Here is a 17,273-nt window from a genome sequence, read left to right on the forward strand (position 1 = left end):
GCCTATTTTTGTTGAGCCCGAAGCAAATCTTACGTCTCAATTTTCGAACATTCCCCGATAGGAGGAAGTCACCATGCATTTCTGTATGACAGGGCAATACACACCAAGATCTCTCAACAGCATCATGGAAAATCCCAAAACCAATCGGTACGAAGCGGCCAAGAACCTGATCGAAGCCGCCGGCGGAAAACTGATATCGATGTATAGCACCGCTGCTGAAGGCCCGGGCGTCCTGGTCATCTTCGATGTCCCTGACCCCAGTGCAGCACCGGCGATTTCTGGCACGGTGGTCGCCTCCGGCGCCATTCATAATGTCAGCCTCATCAGGCTTTGGACACAGGACGAGATCGGCAAGGTCCGACAAACTGCAAGCCAGCTTCGGGGAAAGTACTCCCCGCCCGGCAGTTGAGACGGACGGTCGACGGCGCGACCTCACGTCGACGAGTTGAATTCAAGGTTGGCGGCAGTCTGATCGGCCTGCCGCCAGCTGATGCCCCGCGGCGTGCAGCCAAGGAGCGCAACGCAACTCCGGCAAGCTGTTTCATTTTTGAAAGGGAGATTTTCGTGAGGTACATGATTGAATATACAATCCGCACCGCCGGGCTCACTCATGCCGAAAACTTTGCCGGCGCTGGCGCTCTATTGGCCGCCTTCAGCAAATGGAAGCCGGAGGATGGTTTGACGGTCCACGCCTTCCTGTCGAACCTCGCTGGCAATGGAGGTTACGTTTTTGTCGAGACCAGCGATCCCAAGGTGATCGTCTCGTTCGTCTCGAAGTACAATTTCTGGAACGAGGTCAACGTCGTCCCGGTGATAGAAGTCAGCGACGCGGTGCCGCTGACTGCGGCATCTCTGGCGTGGGCACAGAGCGCGTCGAAGAGCTGATCGTCACACCCGGCCGCCGCAACGTCGAGGTCCCATGGCCGTGCCGCCGGCTCTCGTGCCCTGTCGCGTGAGCGGTGTATTCCTATGACCCCTACCCGACCTTCACCGCAAGCTGTCCCTTCGCTATAAAGCGGCATGTCCCGGATGAGGGGTTTCGGCTGTGCCAAATCGTCGCCAGATACTTTCAGGACTCGGAGGAGCAGCTCTGGGCTTGCCGATCATGCCGGCTCCGGGGCAGCAACAGGCTACGTTTGCTTCCGACAGATTCGCCGCCGAGGTGAGCCGAAGGCTCGATCAAGCCATTGCCGAGCGGCGTCTGTGGAATATCCACGGTCTTGTTGTGCTCCAGAACGGAAAGCTGATCATCGAGCGCTATTTCGAAGGTCAAGATCGGCAGAGAGGCGTCGGCGATCTCGGGATGGTCAAGTTTGCGGCGGAGACGATGCATGATCTGCGATCCTGCTCGAAAAGCATCGTGGCCTTGCTGTATGGGATCGCTCTCCAGCAAGGCAAGGTCCCCGCGCCCGAGGCGAGCTTGCTTTCCGGATTCCCGGAGTATCGTGATCCCAATGAGGAACGCTCGCGCGTTACCGTCCATCACGCGCTCTCCATGACCCTGGGATCGGATTGGGATGAGACCAGCTTGTCGTATGCCGATCCTCGCAATAGCGAAATCGCCATGGACAACGCTCCCGACTGCTATCGCTACATACTGGAGCGGCCGATGCTCGACGCGCCCGGTACCCACTGGGTCTATTGTGGCGGAGCGACCGCCTTGCTGGCCCGCTTGATCGCAAAGGGTTCGGGCAAGTCACTGCATGAATTTGCACGTGAGTCACTTTTCGATCCGCTCGGCATGGGGCCGACCGAATGGGCCTCCGGGCCTGATGGCGAACCGTTCGCTGCGTCAGGCGCGCGAATGTCGGTGCGCGATCTCTCACGGATCGGCACGTTGATGCTCGCCGGAGGGCAGCTCGATGGCCGGCAGATCGTTCCGTCGGAATGGATCAAGCGTTGCACGACACTGGTCGTCAGTTGCGACGAGCTTCGCCGTTACGGCTACCAATGGTTTCTTCTCGATATAGCTTTCGGCAAGCCGAAGGGATGGGCGCCCGGCCGGCTCGAGCGCATGTGGATGGCGCAGGGGGAAGGCGGCCAGCGGCTATACATTATTCCGGCGTTGCAGCTCGTCATCGCTTTGACGGCCGGAAATTACGACGCCGAAGATCAGTCGATTCCGCCGACGCGCGTGCTACGGGAAATCGTTTTGGCGAGCATATCGTAGCCGGCGCACACAGCCGCGGGCCTTACTGCCCTGCGCCCACCGCTTGTCATCCATCGCCGATGTTCAGAGAACTGCGCGCAAACCCGGTGTTCGCTGGGCCACAAATCCGACAATGAGAAAGCTTGCCAGGATGCCGCCCAGGCTGGCGAGCGCGAATTTGAGGCCAGTGGAAGCAGGTAAAAAATGCAGCAGACGCGTAATCGCGACCAGGATCGGCGCGTGCAAGACGTAGACGCCGAACGCATTGCGCGTGAGGAAGCGAGCGACGGGTCCTTGGCCGTCAAAGCGGTCTCTGTAGAGGACGATTGCCCCCAACGAGAGAGCAAGACAGGTGAATGAGCGCCAGGCGTCCATGCCGGCCGCCTGCCAGTGCCAACCGCCGCCATAGGACGACACGTCGCCGCTCATGGCTCCGCCTGCAGCGACCAGCATGATCCACAGCGCACCTCCGACCCATAGGCCGTTCCACAACCAACGTCGTCCGACAGATGATGGGATCTGGCGCAGCCAGTCACCTTTCCATGCTGCAATTCCGGCCACATACATCAGCGGGTATTGCGGAAAGTCGTGGACATCGACGTTGAGAACAGTCCTCGCGTTCGGAAAAATCGCGCCGACGACGAAGGTCACGATGGCAATCAAGGCCGCGTAACCCAACACAGCCCCTGCCGAAGGAGGATGGCGCGGAGCGAACTGTAGCGGGCGCGCCCGGCACACCACGGCGTAGGCGGCCGAGAACAGGAGAAGCACAAGGCAGAACCAGAGGGGACCCGAGCCGTCGAATAGCTCCCCTGAACGGAGGTGCAGCCACCAGTCCTCGACGAACGTGCGCGGCGGGTTCGATCGCCACGACCCTGCGACGAAATATTCGGTCAGCGGACCAATCACGGTCAGATAGAGCAGCAAGGGCAGGCCAAGTCTCCGCAGCCGCTCGCGGATGAAGCTGCCCACGCCATTGCGCGCAACGGCCCCGGCCGAAAAGAAGCCTGCTATGCCGAAGAGCAAACCCATTGCCACCGCGTGCTGGAAGGATTGATAGGCAGCGAAGGCAAGCTTCACTCCGATACTCAGTTCGGGATGCTCGCGGTAATACCATTCGCCAAAAGGCGAGTAGGTCACGGCGGCGTGCATGACGACCACCATGCTGATCGCTGACCAACGCAGGTTGTCGATATATAAAAGCCGATGACTCGGCCTCTCTCCAGGCATGACCTGTCCTCCGGCTTGCGCCTGGATCAGGCCTCATGCCGAGGTCGGGGTCTTGCCGGAAGTCGCGTCCGGCCTGGCTGAATCCGGCAAAATATGGCCGATTGCGAAATCGGCCAGTGTGCGACGGCGAAATTCGGTGGGCGTTTGGCCGGTTTGCCCCTTGAACGCGCGATTAAACGGACCGATCGATCCCCAGCCGGCGTCCAGGGCGATGGTGAGGACCGGGACGCGCGATTGCGCAGGGTCGGACAACGCCTCCCGCGCCTCTTTCAACCTGTGCTCGTTGATGAAGTCAGTGAAGTTCCGATAGCCGAGGCGCTGGTTGATCGTTCTCCGAAGACGATATTCAGGGACTCCCAATTGCTCGGCCAGCCGATCCACCGAGAGCTCTGGGTCGCGGTAGGTGCGATCCTGCTCCATCGCGCGCCGTAGCCGCTCCGTCAGTTGGCGCTCCTCGGCGCTCATGTCCGTTGCCGCGACGGCGACGGTAAGGCCCCTTGCGCGGCCGGCGCCGGTTCGAGCGTTGGCTCAGGCATGACAGCACGCAGACGCATCAACGCGGCGACCATCGCCAAGCCCAGCACGGCCGAAAGACCGGGCAGCCAGTGCACGCCGGCTGCATCGAGCATTGTTGTTGCCAGGATGACCAGACCCACAGCGCAGGCGAAAATGATCCGAAAGCGTCGTCGCCCCTCCACCAGGTCTGCTTTGCGTCCTGCAAGCACCCGGCCGGTTTCGACCACGGCCACGATGAGCGTCGCGGCATGCGTCGCATCCCACGCCAAGCTCGAGCCGGACAAGGTTGCCACGCCTGCGAGCGGCAGGAGAGCAGCGAAGACCGCCCACCTCCATCGCGTCGACTGAGAAGCGTCCCCGAACACTGTCTCGGCCCACGCAACGAAAACGCCTGCGATTGAGTTACTGAGAATCCGCAGTGGAATGACCCACCAGACGAGTTCCTCGTGTAGTCCGGGAGCCGTTTCGATGAGGAACGCTATGACGCAGAGGTCGAATAGCAGCGTGGCGCGACCGATCGGCGATCGGAGCGTGCCAGGAAGAACAATGATCGCAAGCAGGCCAAGCAGCGCCAATGCGCCACCTCGGACTCCGGTTTCGAGCAGCATTGGCGAACCTCCAATGCTTTTCTGGCTCGAACGATAGCTGGATGCAAGGCCTCGAGGTCTTGCGAGAAGATCCGGATAGGCGCTTCTCGTCCGCAGCCGATCGGCGCATCGATGTGCTTCTGATCGTCCGGTTGCAAATGCTACCTGTCGGCCCTAAGCGGCATTCCGCATGGCTCGAAGCTTTCGAGCCATGCTATCCGTGTTCAGGACATAGCCGTCGGGACGCGTGGATCAGCGGCGGCCCGATTGCCTGGCGTCGGCGACCTGCTTTTCGCCGGGCAACTTGCCACCAGCCAGCAGGCTGGTGCAAAGCCACCGAGTTTCTCTGGGCGTCGCGCCAAGCAGACTCTTGGTCTCTACGCACTGCGCGTAGGTGTTGTAGCTGAGTGTGTCTCGGCACGTCGGCGAGACACTATGGGTAAAAGGCTCCCCGCCACTATAGCTACATCCGACCCAGGGAGCGTTGCCGACCCTGTAACTCGTTTCGCAACCACCGTTGCAGCTGCTGGCGGATTTCTCCAGCCTGGCAATCCTGCCCAACACCGTGTTCGGCGCGAACACCGGGTTTTGAGCGGCTGACAAACCGGTTGCCCGATGAGATGCCCGATGAGATGTCACGGTCGTTGGCCCCTGCCTCGGCACAACCGTAGCTCTTTCCTTCGGCGCTTCGACCGAGACGGCGGGAAGTGACGAGTTTGGTGTGGGTTGTGACACTGCCGCGCTGCTGCACAGCAAGGCGGTTGACAAGGTCACGACGACTGACGGCACGGCGAAGCCTAACGAGAATCTCATAAGGTACCTCCCCAGATCCGGGACGGAACAGCCGCCCCGACAGCCAAGGGTTGTATCACAACATTCCCGTACCGGCAATTTGGAAGAGGCAAAGCTATCTGAGGGTGAGTCGCGATCGACATGATCGCGCAACGGATGTCGGGGTGAGCGATGGGAATTTGAGTGCCGGGGTGCGCTCCGTGTGATTGGGGTCGAGCCGATCCAGCAAGCCGATGACAATGAAGTGGTTGATGGAGGAGCGCTTGTGACCCGAAGCAGAGCCCGCCGTGCCGTTGTTGACAAGAGTTTGGCGGCTGCGCATATTTTCGCTGGGTGGATACGACCTGCCGCTTGCACCTTTCGGGGTATGGTGAACGTATCGCAGCATCGTGCGGCGCCCTTTGCCGAGCAACGGGCAAGCAACGCAAGCACTGGCATCTCCCGTTGCGTCGAAGCAAAGGAATAGCCATGCGCGATTATCGCGATGCCAAAGTTATGGCACATACACTGCGTGCCTCGCTCGCCTCCAGGGGCACGAACGTCACCCTCGGCCAAAGCCTTGAACTCATTGCACAGATATTCGGGTTGCCAGATTGGAATAGGCTTGCCGCCGCAATTCGGGGGGTACCTGCTACCAACCCAAAGGCGGCTGAGAGGCAGCCTGCGAATGTCACGTGGCCCTCGGGCTTTAAGTCCGAACTTAACCTGACGTTGAAGAGGGCTCTTGCCCACGCGGAGCAGCGAAACCACGAATACGCGACTCTTGAACATCTGCTGCTCGCACTGCTCGATGATCCCGATGCTTCGGTCGCGATCAAGGCAGCCGAGGTCGATCTTGCAGAGCTCAGGCAGGCCGCAACGACTTACATCGACGAGAAGCTAAAGACCTGGGTGATGAGTGGCGACGAAGGCCGGACCACTCCGACTGTCGCATTCCGGCGCGTTGTTCACCTTGCGGCTGTCCGTAGCCTGAAACGCGAGACCAACGGCGTGGATCTGCTGGCTGCGATGTTCCGGGAAACAGAAAGTCCCGCGGTCTGGCTCCTGAGCGAGCATGGGATGTTGAGGGAAAAAATCCAGATAACCGGGCCATTGACACCGCGGGAAGAGCGCGTGCTCCGCATGCGGTTCGGGATCGGCGCCACCGAGCACACGTCGGACGAAATCGGCCGGGAGATCTCGGTAACCCCCGAGCGCATCCGGCAAATCGAGGCCAAGGCCCTGCGCAAGTTGAAACGGCATCCACCACGGCAGAGCAAGCCGGCTAAAAAAACCCGTCGCGCCCCGCCAAAATGAGGGTTGCCTTTTGACAGGGCCGACGAAGTGATCGAATTAACCGACGATTTCCGCGGTTGACCCAACTCGGACGTGGCACCGTCGTCTGACAGTAGCCACGGCAGTGTCGGCGCACTAGGATCCGGCTCTGGCACGAGCCGGTGAGGGGCACGATGTTTGAGGTCGTGGAATTTCCTTCCCAAGGCGCGACATTGCGCGGGCGCTTCTACCGCCCTGCGCAGGCGGCGGCGCCTTGGTCCACCGTAGTGATGACGCATGGCACCACAGCGACCATCACCATGTGCCTCGATCGCTATGCCGAGGTGTTCTGTCGCGCCGGCCTCGCTGTGCTGCTCTACGATCACCGCAATTTCGGGCTGAGCGGCGGCGAGCCGCGTCAGCTGATCAACCCGTGGCTCCAGGCGCGCGGCTATCGCGACGCCATGAATTATCTGCTCACGCGCGCCGACGTCCACAGCGAGAGGATCGCCGCCTGGGGCGATAGTTATTCTGGCATGATTGCGCTGGCGGTCGGCGCGCTCGACCCGAGGTATGCGGCGGTCGCCGTGCAATGTCCGGCCTGCGGCATGGAAATGCCCAAGCTTCCGCCGGACGAGTGGCATTTCCAGACCATGCAAACGATCTTTGACGGCGGCGACATCACCGGCACGCCTGAAACCACGACCGGACCACTACCGGTCGTGTCAGCCGATCAAATCGGCGCGCCCTCCCTGCTGAAGCCGATCCAGGCCTACCGCTGGTTCATCGACTATGGCGGCCGGCATGGCACATTGTGGGAGAACCGTGTCATTCGCGTCATTCCACCGACGTGGTGCCGTTCAGCGCCTATCTGGCGGCGCCGTTCATTCGCGGGCCGACCCTGCTCATGGCCGGTCGCGACGACGAGATGATTCACTGCAATCCCGACGTAACGAGGGCCGTCTTTGGGCTGATGCGCTGCCGTAAGCAGTGGGCTGATATCGATGGCGGTCATTTCGGCTTGCTGTACCATCCAAGCGAGATTTTCGAGGAAGCGAGCGCGGGGCAGTGCGCCTTCCTGACCGAAGCGTTGGGCGTGCAAATCACGCGACGATCACAGACAACCTGACACTTCGACTTTGGCACTAAGTCAATGCATGAGTCCGGAAGTGAGCCCTTGGCCGAAGCTCGCTCGAACCCCTGCCATGTCGGCTCGCTGGGGCAAACCGGGTATGGGCTGAGCCAAGGCCTACCGCTGGTTTTGACTCCAAGCGGACATCCGATGCTTGGTCGCTCGGCACGAAATCGCGTACGCTCGGCGGCGGGATATGGAGGGTGCGAGCGATGAGAAGTCCTTCAAAGTCCGATACCGGCGCCGGGAAAGCACTCTCGCGACGCTCTGTCTTGACCGGACTTGTGGCAACCTGCGTTGCGGCATCGGCGAAATGGAGTTGGGCTGCGGAATTCGGTGGCGGTCCGTCCTTTTTCGCTGATGGCCCGGACGCCGAACTTTACGGCGCGGGCGAGAACTACCCGATCAAGGACCGGTGGCGGATCTACCAGCCCGGCAATCCGGCCTCGCCAAAATACCGCGTCGGCGCATTCAGTCACTATGATGAGATATTCCCGACCCGTCGCGTCGATCGCGCGGCCACGGCCTGGCCATTCAAGCGAACGCCGGCGGATGTCAGCTACCAGTACAAGGGAAACCGTGCTTCGCTTGCGGATTATCTGGCGCGCAATCCGGTGACGGGCCTGTTGATCGCCAAGGACGACCGGATTCTGGTTGAGCGCTATCAGTACGGCCGCAGCGATCGAGACCGGCTGATGTCGCAGTCGATGGCAAAATCGATCACCGGCATGCTGATAGGGATCGCGACCGCGGAAGGCGCGATCAAGTCGATCGACGATGCTGCGGGGACCTATGTTCCCGGCTTGAAAGGCACGGAATACGGTGCAACGCCGATCCGCGCGCTGCTGCACATGTCGTCTGGCGTGAAATTCGGTGAAGAGAACGACGAAGCGAAAGGCAGCGGAGACGACCTCGATCGCCTGTGGGGCGACATGGTGCGCAAGCACTGGTTTTCCCAAAGAGGCACCGTCGCGAGTATCGCGCAATTCAACCAACGGATCGCGCCGCCGGGGACGCGGTTCCATTACGCCAGCATCGAAACGGATGTGCTTGGTCTCGTGCTGCGTTACGCGACCGGTCAATCAATGTGTGGCTATCTCCAGGAAAAAGTCTGGCAGCCGATCGGCACGGAAGCGGACGCCAAATGGCTGATTGATGCGGAAGGCGGTGAGGTAGCGCACGGGTTCTTCAATGCGGTACTGCGCGACTACGCGCGACTCGCCCGTCTGCTGGCCCACGACGGAGAGTGGGAGGGCAAACAGATCATACCTGCACAGTGGGTGATTGATGCGACCACGGTGCGCGCCTCGGAGACGTATCTGGCAAAGGCCGAGGGAGGGTTCGGCTACGGCTATCAGGTCTACCTGTTTCCCGGCAGCAGACGGCAATTCGCACTGTTGGGTTACCTCGGGCAGCGCATCCTCGTTGATCCGCCCTCCAAGCTGGTCATGGTGCAGACCGCCGTCGATGAAAAAGTCTCCCGAAATCTGGCATCTGTGGTCGGCCGTGGTCGCGCAGTTCGGGTGACGCCACCAAAAGCCAAATGAGCTGCGAGGTCTGCTTCCGGCACCAACCGGAAGCTGCTCCAAGCGCGTATGGGGCATTCGCTTCGCTGTCACTCAATGGGAGAATTGAGCAGAGAGGAAACTCTGCGTCTCCATGATTGCCTTCCTGGCCGCTTCCGCATCGTACTTGAGCCAGTGCCCGTACATTTCCCTGCCGTCGGCGAAAGCCGGAACGCTAAAGGCGTGATAGGCACCGGGATAGACGACCAGCTTAACCGGCGCGCCCCTGTCGGCTCGCCGCTTCATCCAAAGTTCGCAGTCCCTCGCAGGCAACCAGTCGTCGAGTTCGCCGATCAGGATTAAAGTGGGAACGATGAGTTCCTCGGAAGCAAAGCCGCACCCCGGAAAATAGGCCACCGCGGCCTTGAACTTCAGATCCCGAGGAGCGTCGAATGTTTCCACGTGGTGGGACGACGCTAATTCCAGCGCAACCGTTCCACCCATCGATCCTCCAAGGACAGCGATACGTTGAGGATCGACAAAAGGAAGTTTGGAAAGATAGGATAGAGCGCCTAAGGCATCAGCTTGGCGGGCAAGCATCAGGGCAGGCATCGGTTTGGTGCAGGCGTCTTTGATGCCACGGGTCGCAAAGCTATCGACTGCAAGTGACACATACCCCAAACCGGTCACGGATTGAGCGATGGACTTTCGGTCATCTTTCGAAAGTCCATCGCATCCATGGAGAGACACAATGGCGGCGAATGGGCCGTCGCCCTCAGGTTTCGCGAGGTAGCCCTCGATCGTATCCGCCGCCTTCGGGGCTTCGCCACGCTCGCGCGCCAAGCGCTGCTGGAGCTGGCCAAGGCGGACTGGAGCACTGTCGAACCTGACCAACTCTTGTGCCATCGTGACGGCGTTCGTGCAAACGCACGTAACCAATACGGCTAACCCAAGACATGCTCCGGCTCGTGTGCCCATTTTACCTCGCCTCGTCTTCGCAACAGGGCTAATGTAGCAGGTTGTGTCAGTCTATCCGCAGCGTAAGTTCAGGACTGCAGACATCCCTCGCTTGACCCATTGTTAAGCTGGTACCGCGAACTCCGTTTGGCCCATCTCGAAGCTAATGTTAGGAACTCCAATGACCGATCGAGAAAAAGATTCTAATTGCACTTCGCGAAAAGCCTCTGAAGGCTTTCGAAATCATGAAGCGCGTGAACATCAAACATGAGGACGACTGCCAATCGCTCCTGTTGAAGATGCGTGACGACGGCGTCGTGAAGTTCGATATTCACAAGGGACATTGGCTCGCTGCCTGACAACGCTCTTGGTCACGGACGGCCAGAGTTGCTTCCAAGTTCCTTGCATCCGAGAGAACGACTAGCCGCCTCCGGGCAGCTGTTGTCTTTATGCCGCGGCTGTCCACCGATGCTGACGATGGCCGCTCATCGGGGAGGCCCGGAACTGCTCGGCTAATCGCCAGACTGACGCGATTGACCCGGAGCGGTCCGTTCTTCTGAAAACTCTGTTGCGTTCCATGTTACGACTTGTCCCCATAGTTTTGGCAACTGGCCAAGCGCAAAGCCGACGCCGCGATCCCAATGCAGCCGGTGGCAGAGGTGGAGAGCAAGGGACAGGGAACGTGATCGTGATTTTTAGCGCAGCAGCGAAGGTGATGGGTGTCGCGCAGGGCTCAACCGTTCGTGCGCGCTGGGTAACCTTGATTGTTCTTTTTGCATGATCGCGCCGCGTGAAAGGGCTTATGCGATGAACGATCTTTCGAGCTCTTCTCAACCAGAATTTTGGCAAGAGGTTCATCCCCACTGGTGGTCGCCGACCGCCCCGGACGGCGACGAGTTTGAATTGCCTTCGGGCGCAAAGACCTGCTCACGGCTCAAAGTGCGTGGTTTGTCGAATGGGCAATGAGCCAAAATGCACAGGCCCCTCAAGGTTCGCGTTCCCAAGCGAGAGTGCCGACGACTTTCTTACCCTGATAGATGCCCACGGAGCTGACTTGTTCAGCGGTTCGGATGCTCAGCCGGTCACCGTCTAGCTTGAAAAATCTCACCTGATCCTGCCCGCTGAGGAGCTCGTTGCCCGAAATGTCGACTTTGGTCGTGAACTTGTCTCCGTCGATGATGAATTTTCCGGTGTAGACATTCAACGACTTGAGGAGCGCCGCCGTCTCGTCGTTGTTTGTTGCAGGCTTGCGATTTGCCCCCACAATGATGAAGGCCGCATATCCGTCGGGCGTGAAAAGCGCTCTACCTTTTCGGGTTGGGACCAAATGGTTCGCTGGCGTCGCCGCCGACAATTTGAATGGTCCATGAGGTCAATTTCCAACTCCCGACCAGCTGCTTCGATGCGTCGTCCGCAAACGCAGGTCCAGACGGAAAATAGCAATAGAGAGCAACCAATAAGGCAACGAGACGCGCCATGCAGTTCTCCCATGAATGGCAAGTCGAGCTTCGACAATGATCAGGATAGCTTGAGCAATCAAAACTTACGAGCCTTCGGACCGCAGGCTGCTCGCCAGCCTGTCGGGGGCTGGCCCATCGCAATCGCCCGGGCCGTGCCCGGTCATGTCCGAAGTTGAGGGTAGACCGGCCCTGACTGCCCACGGCCGAAACCGCCGCTGTTGACCCAAAGCCGACCTTGTGCAGTGCACATCCCCTTGATATGCTCGATCCATTCAGTCAGCGGGGAGTCCCGAACGATGTCCGATATCTCGCATCGGGACCCGGCACTTGGCGCAGCCGGTGCTTACGCCGCGTTTGGACTCGACAGGCCGGTCACGTTTGTCGACGCGGCTCACGCTCAACAGTCCGTCACTCAACCTTTCCGCAAATACAAGGTCGGCGACATTGAAATCTTCTCTTTGATTGATGGCATGCGTGACGTTCCGCTGCGGGAGGGCATGGTCAGGAATGTCAGCGTCGAACAGGTCAAGACCGTGTTGCGCGGTGCCGGTTTTCCCGATAATCAGGCGCCCCTGCGGTTTATCGTCATGGCGCTCAAGCTGCGCGATCAAGTGGTCCTGATCGACTCGGGTACCGGCGGTCATCCGATTTATGGTGAGGGGAACGGCCGACTATTCGAGAGCATGGCGGCGGCGGGCCTTGACCCCAAGGCAGTCAAGACGATCCTCGTCTCCCATCTCCACGGCGACCACATTTATGGCCTCATGAACAATGAGAGCGATGCGCAGGTCTTCCCGGATGCCGACATCGTGGTGCCCGCCGCGGAATTGAAATGGTGGACGCGCCCGGGGGTCGAGTCGATCGATCTCGGACCGACACGCAAAGGCCTCGCCCAGCGAATTCAGGCCACGGTGGCGACTTGGAAAAACGTCAGGACCTTTGAGGGAGAACCGGAGCTCCTGCCCGGTGTGCACGCCGTTCAGGCGCCCGGCCATAGCCCGGGAATGGTCGCGCATCTGGTCACCTCCGGCGGCGAACAGTTCCTGATCAGCGCTGACGTGGTCAATCTTGCACCACACATTTCAACAAATCCCGAGTGGCAGCTCTCTATCGACCAGGATCCGCAGATGGCTGTCGAAACGCGAAGGAAGATCTTCGATCGCGTGGTCGCCGACAAGCTCACCATTTCGGGTACTCACTGGTTGATGCCGAACGTTGGCACGCTGGCCAAGGATGGCAACAGCTACGTATTCTCAGCCGAGGGGTAGTGTCCCCGCGACACTATCCCTCGGCAATTGGATGGCGGGCGTCGCTCAGGGGCGAACGCGGACGATCGTATTCCCCTTGCGTCGCTCGGTCGGATTCAAGGCGGCGACGGCCTCGTCGAGGGTCGAGATCTTGCCGATGTTCGTCCGCAGTCGTCCGTCCCGCACCCGCTGGACGATCTCACTTAGTTGGGCGCGATCGGACTCGACGACGAAGTCAACCGCCAGGCCGTTGGCGGGCCGCGCTTCGGCCGGCCCGACGATCGTCACCAATGTTCCTCCGGCTCGAATCACTCCTGCGGACCGCTTCTGGATGTCACCGCCGATCACGTCGAACACCAGATCGACTTGGCCGACGTCTTCGAGGGCGTCGTTGTCGAGGTCGACGAACTCCTTCGCGCCGAACTCGAGCACCGCCTGACGGTCGGCCGCGCGTCCGGTGCCGATGACATAGGCGCCGGCCTCTCGCGCGAGTTGCGTCACCATCGATCCGACTGCGCCGGCAGCGCCGTGCGCCAGCACGCTCTGCCCCGCCTGAAGGCGGCCGTGTTGAAACAGCCCTTGCCATGCGGTCAGGCCCGAAACCGGCAGGCTCGCGCCCACCGTGTAGTCGACGTCGCCCGGCAGCGGCGCCAGGTTGCGCGCCTCCATGGCGACATACTCCGCCAGCGTGCCGTCGCGATACCAGTCGGCAAGGCCGAACACGCGCTGCCCCACCGACAGCCCGGTCGTGCCGTAGCCGAGAGCGGTGACCACTCCGGCGAGCTCGTGCCCGGGGATCGACGGCGTTCGACCACGGCCGAGACGATCGGTCCAGGTCGAGGGCCACTCCAGCTCAGTCGGGACAAATCCCGACGCCTGAACCTGAACGATGACGTCGTTGATCGCCGCCTGCGGTTCCGGCCGGTTCACCAGCTTCATCCCGGCCTTTCCCGCGGCCTTGTCCGTTACAACGATCGCCTTCATGGGAATATCTCCTCGTCATTTGTCTCTCGGGAGATGTTTGCATCCAGCCGGGGGCCCGCAAGGCATGGGATAGCGGACATGCCCAACTCGCGCCAATCAGTTTCGGCTACGAGGACACCAACTGGCCCCGGTTCGCAAACGCCGCTTCCATCGCCTTCCGCGTCCTGATCGTCTCATTGTTGGCGTCGAATTCGACATCGCTCCAGCGTACGATCTCGCCATGGGCGACGTCGTGCTTCAGCTTCAGCCGATGCGCCAGCCCGATGGGCAGGGCGCCGGCCTTCAGGCTCGCGGCTGCCGGCACCAGTCTGCCCCAGACGGTGTAGCCGCCTTCGCCGTCCAGCATTTCGCCGGCGCGCAAATTGCGTTTTGCCACAGAGGCGACGTCGCCGCGGAAGCCGTAAGGCTGTCCGGTCGGCTCGCCGCGCAGCGCCGCCGACAGCACCGAGATGTTCAGCTCGAGCCCGATCAGATGATAGGGCTTGTACATCGCCGCATATCGACCGCTGGCGTCGGTCTTCAGGCCGTACTGCCTGAAGCAATCGGCGGCGTAGTCGTTCGGCGCCTCCAGCACGACATAGACGCCCCAGCGCAGATCGCGAAACACCGGCCGTCCGTCGCGCTCGAGCGAGGAGACGACTTCCACCACGCCTGAGCGTTCCAGCACGCCGCCCTTGTCGCGGGGACGCATGATGTGCGGCAGGTCGTCGACACCGCAGGGCGGAAACAGCAGACCGTCCGCGGGCGCGTCGAGCCCGCACGCGTTCGCGATCGCCGCCATCTCGATCGCCGATTTGGTGCCGTCGAGGAAGGAGTTGAACATCTGCGGGTTCATGCCGGCCGACTGCGCTTCGCCCGCGGTGAGACCGTAATGCTGCCAGACGCTATCCGGCGTCACGTCGTGATAGGCCGGCAGGTATTTCGTGCCCTTGCCGGCGGCGACGACGCCAAAGCCGGTGGCGCGCGCCCAGTCGACCATCTCCGCCGTCAGCGCCGGCTGGTCGCCATAGGCGAGCGAATAGACCACGCCGGCCTTGCGCGCTTCCTCGGCGAGCAAGGGGCCGGCCAGCGCGTCGGCCTCGACATTGACCATCACGATATGCTTGCCCGCCGCGATCGCCGCCCGCGCATGACTGATGCCGACGGCCGGATTGCCGGTCGCCTCCACCACCACATCCATCGCGCCGCCGGCAATCGCACGTGCGCCGTCATCGGTGAAGACGGTCGCGGCGATGCGATCTGCGTCCCAGCCGACGGTGCGGCAGGCTTCGCGCGCGCGGTCGCGGTCGATGTCGATGATAACAGGCACCTCCAGCCCCGGTGTATGCGGCACCTGCGCCAGAAACATCGAGCCGAATTTCCCGGCGCCGATCAGGGCGACGCGGACAGGCTTGCCGGCGGCGGCGCGGACCTGGAGGAGGCGGAAGAGGTTCATGGGGGATGTCCAGTGAGGCAGAAATTGGTGAGACCGTGTGTCTATCAGCTCGTCATGGCCGGGCTTGTCCCGGCCATCCACGCCCTGCCGCCAGCGATCGTGTCGAGACGTGGATGCCCGGGACAAGCCCGGGCATGATGGTTGTGGGTGTAGGTGCGCGGAAGTTACTCCGCCGCCTGCCTTGGCGCACGTGCGAGCCGCAGCAGCGCGTCGTCGTCGACCGTCCTGATCGGCGTGAAATCGCGATGCGCAATGTACTCCGGGCGCGTGGGGTTACGGATGTAGTTCGAGACCGCGTTCAGCGTCAGATATACGATCTTGCGCGGATAGGGCGTAATGTTGCCGGCCGAGCCGTGCACGAGGTTGCCGTGGAACATCAGCATGCCGCCCGGCTTTCCCGTCGGCGCCACGATGCCGCCTTGCTTGACCAGCCGCGTCACGGTCTCCTCGTCCAGCGTCCACAGCGGATAGGAGGTCGTCGCAAGGTCGTGCGAGGCCTGGAGATCGCCGGCGTTCTGGCTGCGCGGCACCAGCATCAAGGGGCCGTTGATCGGCATCACCTCGTCGAGGAAGATCGCGATGTTCATCGCGCGCGGCTCCGGCATGCCGTCGTCGCGCTTCCAGGTGCCGTAATCCTGGTGCCATTGCCAGACGTCGCCGGTGAAGGCCGATTTCGCGTTGATCTTGAACTGGTGCATGTAGACCTGTTCGCCGAACAGCTGCACGACCGGATCGATCATGCGCGGATGCGCGCCCAGGATGCGGAACGCCTCGTTGTAGAGATGCGCGGCAAAGGCCGTGCGCGGCGCGCCGCTCTTCTCGCGCCAGACTTCGGGCCGGTTGGTGTCATAGATCCCGACCGCCTCGCGCGCGAGCAGATCGACCTCCTCCTGGCTGAACAGTTCGGGCAAAAACAGCCAGCCCTCGCGATGGAAGAATTCCAATTGCGCCTCGGACAGTCTCATCGGTCGTCCTCCTGTTTTTTCTTGTCATTCCGGGGCACGCGAAGCGTGAACCCGGAATCCATTGACCCGCAATCTCTGTCGCGGTGGAAATTGACATCGAGACTGATGAGCCCGGTCAGGAGCGTCAAGCTCTACTATGATACCGTTATTGGCGTTATGTCCGGATCCCCTAAGCCATTGATATTGCTTGGCTCGGCTACTGTGCATGGGGTTGTTTTCGCGAGAAATTGCTCTCTAGCTGCTCGTGGACTCCGCCAGAAACGCGGTGACCGCCTCGCCATATTCCAGCGGCGCCTGCTCGAACATCCAGTGCCCGGCATTGGCAATCACCGCCGTCCTGGCGCCCGCGATATGTTCGGCGAGCACGCGCCAGATCATCGACAGGCTGCCGGTGGTCGCGCCTCCGCCGATCAGCAGCGTCGGCGTCCTGATCGCCTGCGCGTCGGCGAGCGTGTAGGGCCTGCGCTGCTCGTTGATCTGGCCGAGGAATGTCAGCGCGTTGTCGCGCAATTGCTGCTTCGCCGCCGCCGGCACCCGCCGCCACGAGCCGTCGCCTTCGATGCCTTCGTAGAAGTTCTGCAGCGCGCCTTCGATGTCGCCGGCGCGGATCATCTCGACCGAACGGGCGGTGCGCGCGGCGAGCGGCGGATGCATTGGCGTGCCCTCGGGCAAAGGCAGGCTGGCATCGAGATCGCCGCCCGGCTCGGCCAGCACCAGTCTGCGCAGCAGATCCGGCCGCGCCTGCGCCACGCGAAACGCGATGTGCCCGCCGCGCGAATGCCCCATCAGATCGACCGGCGCGGGCCTGACCTGCTCGATGAAGGCGATCACGTCGGCTGTGTGCTGCGCCATCTTGTAGTCGTCGCCCACGGCGTCCCAATGCTCGGGAAAGAAGTGCCGCAAGCTCACCGAGATCACCCGATGCGATTTCGACAGCGGGCCGAGCACCGAGTACCAGGTGCGGAAATCCCCCAGCGTGCCGTGCACGCAGACCAGCGGCGGGCCGTCTCCGATTTCGAGATAGGCCATGTCGTAACCGTTGACGCGAAAGCTTTGCATG

General features: G+C 61.5%; 17 protein-coding genes. 8 read left to right on the forward strand and 9 right to left on the reverse strand.

What is annotated here, in order from left to right:
* The first annotated feature begins 73 nt into the window (after positions 1 to 73).
* From AB8Z38_RS27265 to AB8Z38_RS27275, 3 genes are all read left to right on the forward strand, one after another.
* The gene (locus AB8Z38_RS27265) at positions 74 to 409 is read left to right on the forward strand and encodes a GYD domain-containing protein (protein WP_369720795.1); all 336 of its coding nucleotides are present in this window, start codon (positions 74 to 76) and stop codon (positions 407 to 409) included.
* Positions 410 to 573: 164 nt separating this feature from the next.
* Positions 574 to 885, forward strand: a complete 312-nt coding sequence (locus AB8Z38_RS27270) for a DUF3303 domain-containing protein (RefSeq protein ID WP_369726620.1) — start codon at positions 574 to 576, stop codon at positions 883 to 885.
* A gap of 220 nt (positions 886 to 1,105) precedes the next feature.
* Positions 1,106 to 2,170 carry a serine hydrolase domain-containing protein gene (locus tag AB8Z38_RS27275; RefSeq protein ID WP_369726621.1) on the forward strand — a complete coding sequence of 355 codons (1,065 nt, stop codon included), beginning with the start codon at positions 1,106 to 1,108 and terminating at the stop codon, positions 2,168 to 2,170.
* A 63-nt stretch (positions 2,171 to 2,233) separates the two neighbouring features.
* On the opposite strand, the gene AB8Z38_RS27280 is transcribed toward AB8Z38_RS27275, so the two are convergent.
* The 3 genes from AB8Z38_RS27280 to AB8Z38_RS27290 are packed head-to-tail and all read right to left on the reverse strand — an operon-like array spanning position 2,234 to position 4,503.
* A complete protein-coding gene (locus tag AB8Z38_RS27280; RefSeq protein ID WP_369720796.1) occupies positions 2,234 to 3,379 on the reverse strand; it encodes an acyltransferase in 1,146 nt (381 codons plus the stop codon).
* Positions 3,380 to 3,412: 33 nt separating this feature from the next.
* A complete protein-coding gene (locus AB8Z38_RS27285; protein ID WP_369720797.1) occupies positions 3,413 to 3,844 on the reverse strand; it encodes a helix-turn-helix domain-containing protein in 432 nt (143 codons plus the stop codon).
* A complete protein-coding gene (locus AB8Z38_RS27290) occupies positions 3,841 to 4,503 on the reverse strand; it encodes a hypothetical protein (RefSeq protein ID WP_369720798.1) in 663 nt (220 codons plus the stop codon). Before AB8Z38_RS27290 ends, AB8Z38_RS27285 begins: the two co-directional genes overlap by 4 nt.
* 1,239 nt (positions 4,504 to 5,742) lie before the next feature.
* Here AB8Z38_RS27290 and AB8Z38_RS27295 point away from each other — a divergent pair.
* From AB8Z38_RS27295 to AB8Z38_RS27310, 4 genes are all read left to right on the forward strand, one after another.
* On the forward strand, positions 5,743 to 6,570 hold the full coding sequence (locus AB8Z38_RS27295; protein ID WP_369720799.1) for a sigma factor-like helix-turn-helix DNA-binding protein: 828 nt from the start codon (positions 5,743 to 5,745) through the stop codon (positions 6,568 to 6,570).
* Positions 6,571 to 6,722: 152 nt separating this feature from the next.
* A complete protein-coding gene (locus AB8Z38_RS27300) occupies positions 6,723 to 7,460 on the forward strand; it encodes an alpha/beta hydrolase (RefSeq protein WP_369720800.1) in 738 nt (245 codons plus the stop codon).
* Entirely contained in the window at positions 7,436 to 7,657 is a 222-nt protein-coding gene (locus tag AB8Z38_RS27305; RefSeq protein WP_369720801.1) for a hypothetical protein, read from the forward strand. The genes AB8Z38_RS27300 and AB8Z38_RS27305 overlap by 25 nt, the downstream gene beginning before the upstream one ends.
* 275 nt (positions 7,658 to 7,932) lie before the next feature.
* Positions 7,933 to 9,207 (forward strand): serine hydrolase domain-containing protein, encoded by a 1,275-nt coding sequence (locus AB8Z38_RS27310; RefSeq protein ID WP_369720802.1) that lies wholly within the window; start codon positions 7,933 to 7,935, stop codon positions 9,205 to 9,207.
* A 72-nt stretch (positions 9,208 to 9,279) separates the two neighbouring features.
* On the opposite strand, the gene AB8Z38_RS27315 is transcribed toward AB8Z38_RS27310, so the two are convergent.
* On the reverse strand, positions 9,280 to 10,071 hold the full coding sequence (locus AB8Z38_RS27315; protein WP_369720803.1) for a dienelactone hydrolase family protein: 792 nt from the start codon (positions 10,069 to 10,071) through the stop codon (positions 9,280 to 9,282).
* A 1,036-nt stretch (positions 10,072 to 11,107) separates the two neighbouring features.
* The gene (locus AB8Z38_RS27320; RefSeq protein ID WP_369720804.1) at positions 11,108 to 11,476 is read right to left on the reverse strand and encodes a lipocalin-like domain-containing protein; all 369 of its coding nucleotides are present in this window, start codon (positions 11,474 to 11,476) and stop codon (positions 11,108 to 11,110) included.
* 402 nt (positions 11,477 to 11,878) lie between these two features.
* Here AB8Z38_RS27320 and AB8Z38_RS27325 point away from each other — a divergent pair, with 402 nt between their 5' ends.
* Positions 11,879 to 12,850 (forward strand): MBL fold metallo-hydrolase, encoded by a 972-nt coding sequence (locus AB8Z38_RS27325; protein ID WP_369720805.1) that lies wholly within the window; start codon positions 11,879 to 11,881, stop codon positions 12,848 to 12,850.
* Between the two features lie 45 nt (positions 12,851 to 12,895).
* On the opposite strand, the gene AB8Z38_RS27330 is transcribed toward AB8Z38_RS27325, so the two are convergent.
* The 4 genes from AB8Z38_RS27330 to AB8Z38_RS27345 form a co-directional block, all read right to left on the reverse strand.
* A complete protein-coding gene (locus AB8Z38_RS27330) occupies positions 12,896 to 13,813 on the reverse strand; it encodes an NADP-dependent oxidoreductase (protein WP_369720806.1) in 918 nt (305 codons plus the stop codon).
* A 106-nt stretch (positions 13,814 to 13,919) separates the two neighbouring features.
* Positions 13,920 to 15,248 (reverse strand): NAD(P)H-dependent oxidoreductase, encoded by a 1,329-nt coding sequence (locus AB8Z38_RS27335; protein ID WP_369720807.1) that lies wholly within the window; start codon positions 15,246 to 15,248, stop codon positions 13,920 to 13,922.
* Positions 15,249 to 15,412: 164 nt separating this feature from the next.
* Positions 15,413 to 16,213 (reverse strand): phytanoyl-CoA dioxygenase family protein, encoded by an 801-nt coding sequence (locus AB8Z38_RS27340; RefSeq protein WP_369720808.1) that lies wholly within the window; start codon positions 16,211 to 16,213, stop codon positions 15,413 to 15,415.
* Positions 16,214 to 16,447: 234 nt separating this feature from the next.
* Positions 16,448 to 17,272 (reverse strand): alpha/beta fold hydrolase, encoded by an 825-nt coding sequence (locus AB8Z38_RS27345; protein WP_369720809.1) that lies wholly within the window; start codon positions 17,270 to 17,272, stop codon positions 16,448 to 16,450.
* Between the last annotated feature and the right edge of the window lies 1 nt (position 17,273).

It is taken from the genome of Bradyrhizobium sp. LLZ17 (genome assembly GCF_041200145.1).
Lineage (GTDB): Bacteria > Pseudomonadota > Alphaproteobacteria > Rhizobiales > Xanthobacteraceae > Bradyrhizobium.

Coding starts and splice junctions, on each gene's coding strand:
- AB8Z38_RS27315 (WP_369720803.1), bottom strand. CDS start 10,071: ATGGCACAAGAGTTGGTCAGGTTCGACAGTGCTCCAGTCCGCCTTGGC.
- AB8Z38_RS27345 (WP_369720809.1), bottom strand. CDS start 17,272: ATGCAAAGCTTTCGCGTCAACGGTTACGACATGGCCTATCTCGAAATC.
- AB8Z38_RS27300 (WP_369720800.1), top strand. CDS start 6,723: ATGTTTGAGGTCGTGGAATTTCCTTCCCAAGGCGCGACATTGCGCGGG.
- AB8Z38_RS27335 (WP_369720807.1), bottom strand. CDS start 15,248: ATGAACCTCTTCCGCCTCCTCCAGGTCCGCGCCGCCGCCGGCAAGCCT.
- AB8Z38_RS27305 (WP_369720801.1), top strand. CDS start 7,436: ATGGCCGGTCGCGACGACGAGATGATTCACTGCAATCCCGACGTAACG.
- AB8Z38_RS27290 (WP_369720798.1), bottom strand. CDS start 4,503: ATGCTGCTCGAAACCGGAGTCCGAGGTGGCGCATTGGCGCTGCTTGGC.
- AB8Z38_RS27280 (WP_369720796.1), bottom strand. CDS start 3,379: ATGCCTGGAGAGAGGCCGAGTCATCGGCTTTTATATATCGACAACCTG.
- AB8Z38_RS27330 (WP_369720806.1), bottom strand. CDS start 13,813: ATGAAGGCGATCGTTGTAACGGACAAGGCCGCGGGAAAGGCCGGGATG.
- AB8Z38_RS27340 (WP_369720808.1), bottom strand. CDS start 16,213: ATGAGACTGTCCGAGGCGCAATTGGAATTCTTCCATCGCGAGGGCTGG.
- AB8Z38_RS27275 (WP_369726621.1), top strand. CDS start 1,106: ATGCCGGCTCCGGGGCAGCAACAGGCTACGTTTGCTTCCGACAGATTC.
- AB8Z38_RS27295 (WP_369720799.1), top strand. CDS start 5,743: ATGCGCGATTATCGCGATGCCAAAGTTATGGCACATACACTGCGTGCC.
- AB8Z38_RS27270 (WP_369726620.1), top strand. CDS start 574: ATGATTGAATATACAATCCGCACCGCCGGGCTCACTCATGCCGAAAAC.
- AB8Z38_RS27325 (WP_369720805.1), top strand. CDS start 11,879: ATGTCCGATATCTCGCATCGGGACCCGGCACTTGGCGCAGCCGGTGCT.
- AB8Z38_RS27265 (WP_369720795.1), top strand. CDS start 74: ATGCATTTCTGTATGACAGGGCAATACACACCAAGATCTCTCAACAGC.
- AB8Z38_RS27285 (WP_369720797.1), bottom strand. CDS start 3,844: ATGAGCGCCGAGGAGCGCCAACTGACGGAGCGGCTACGGCGCGCGATG.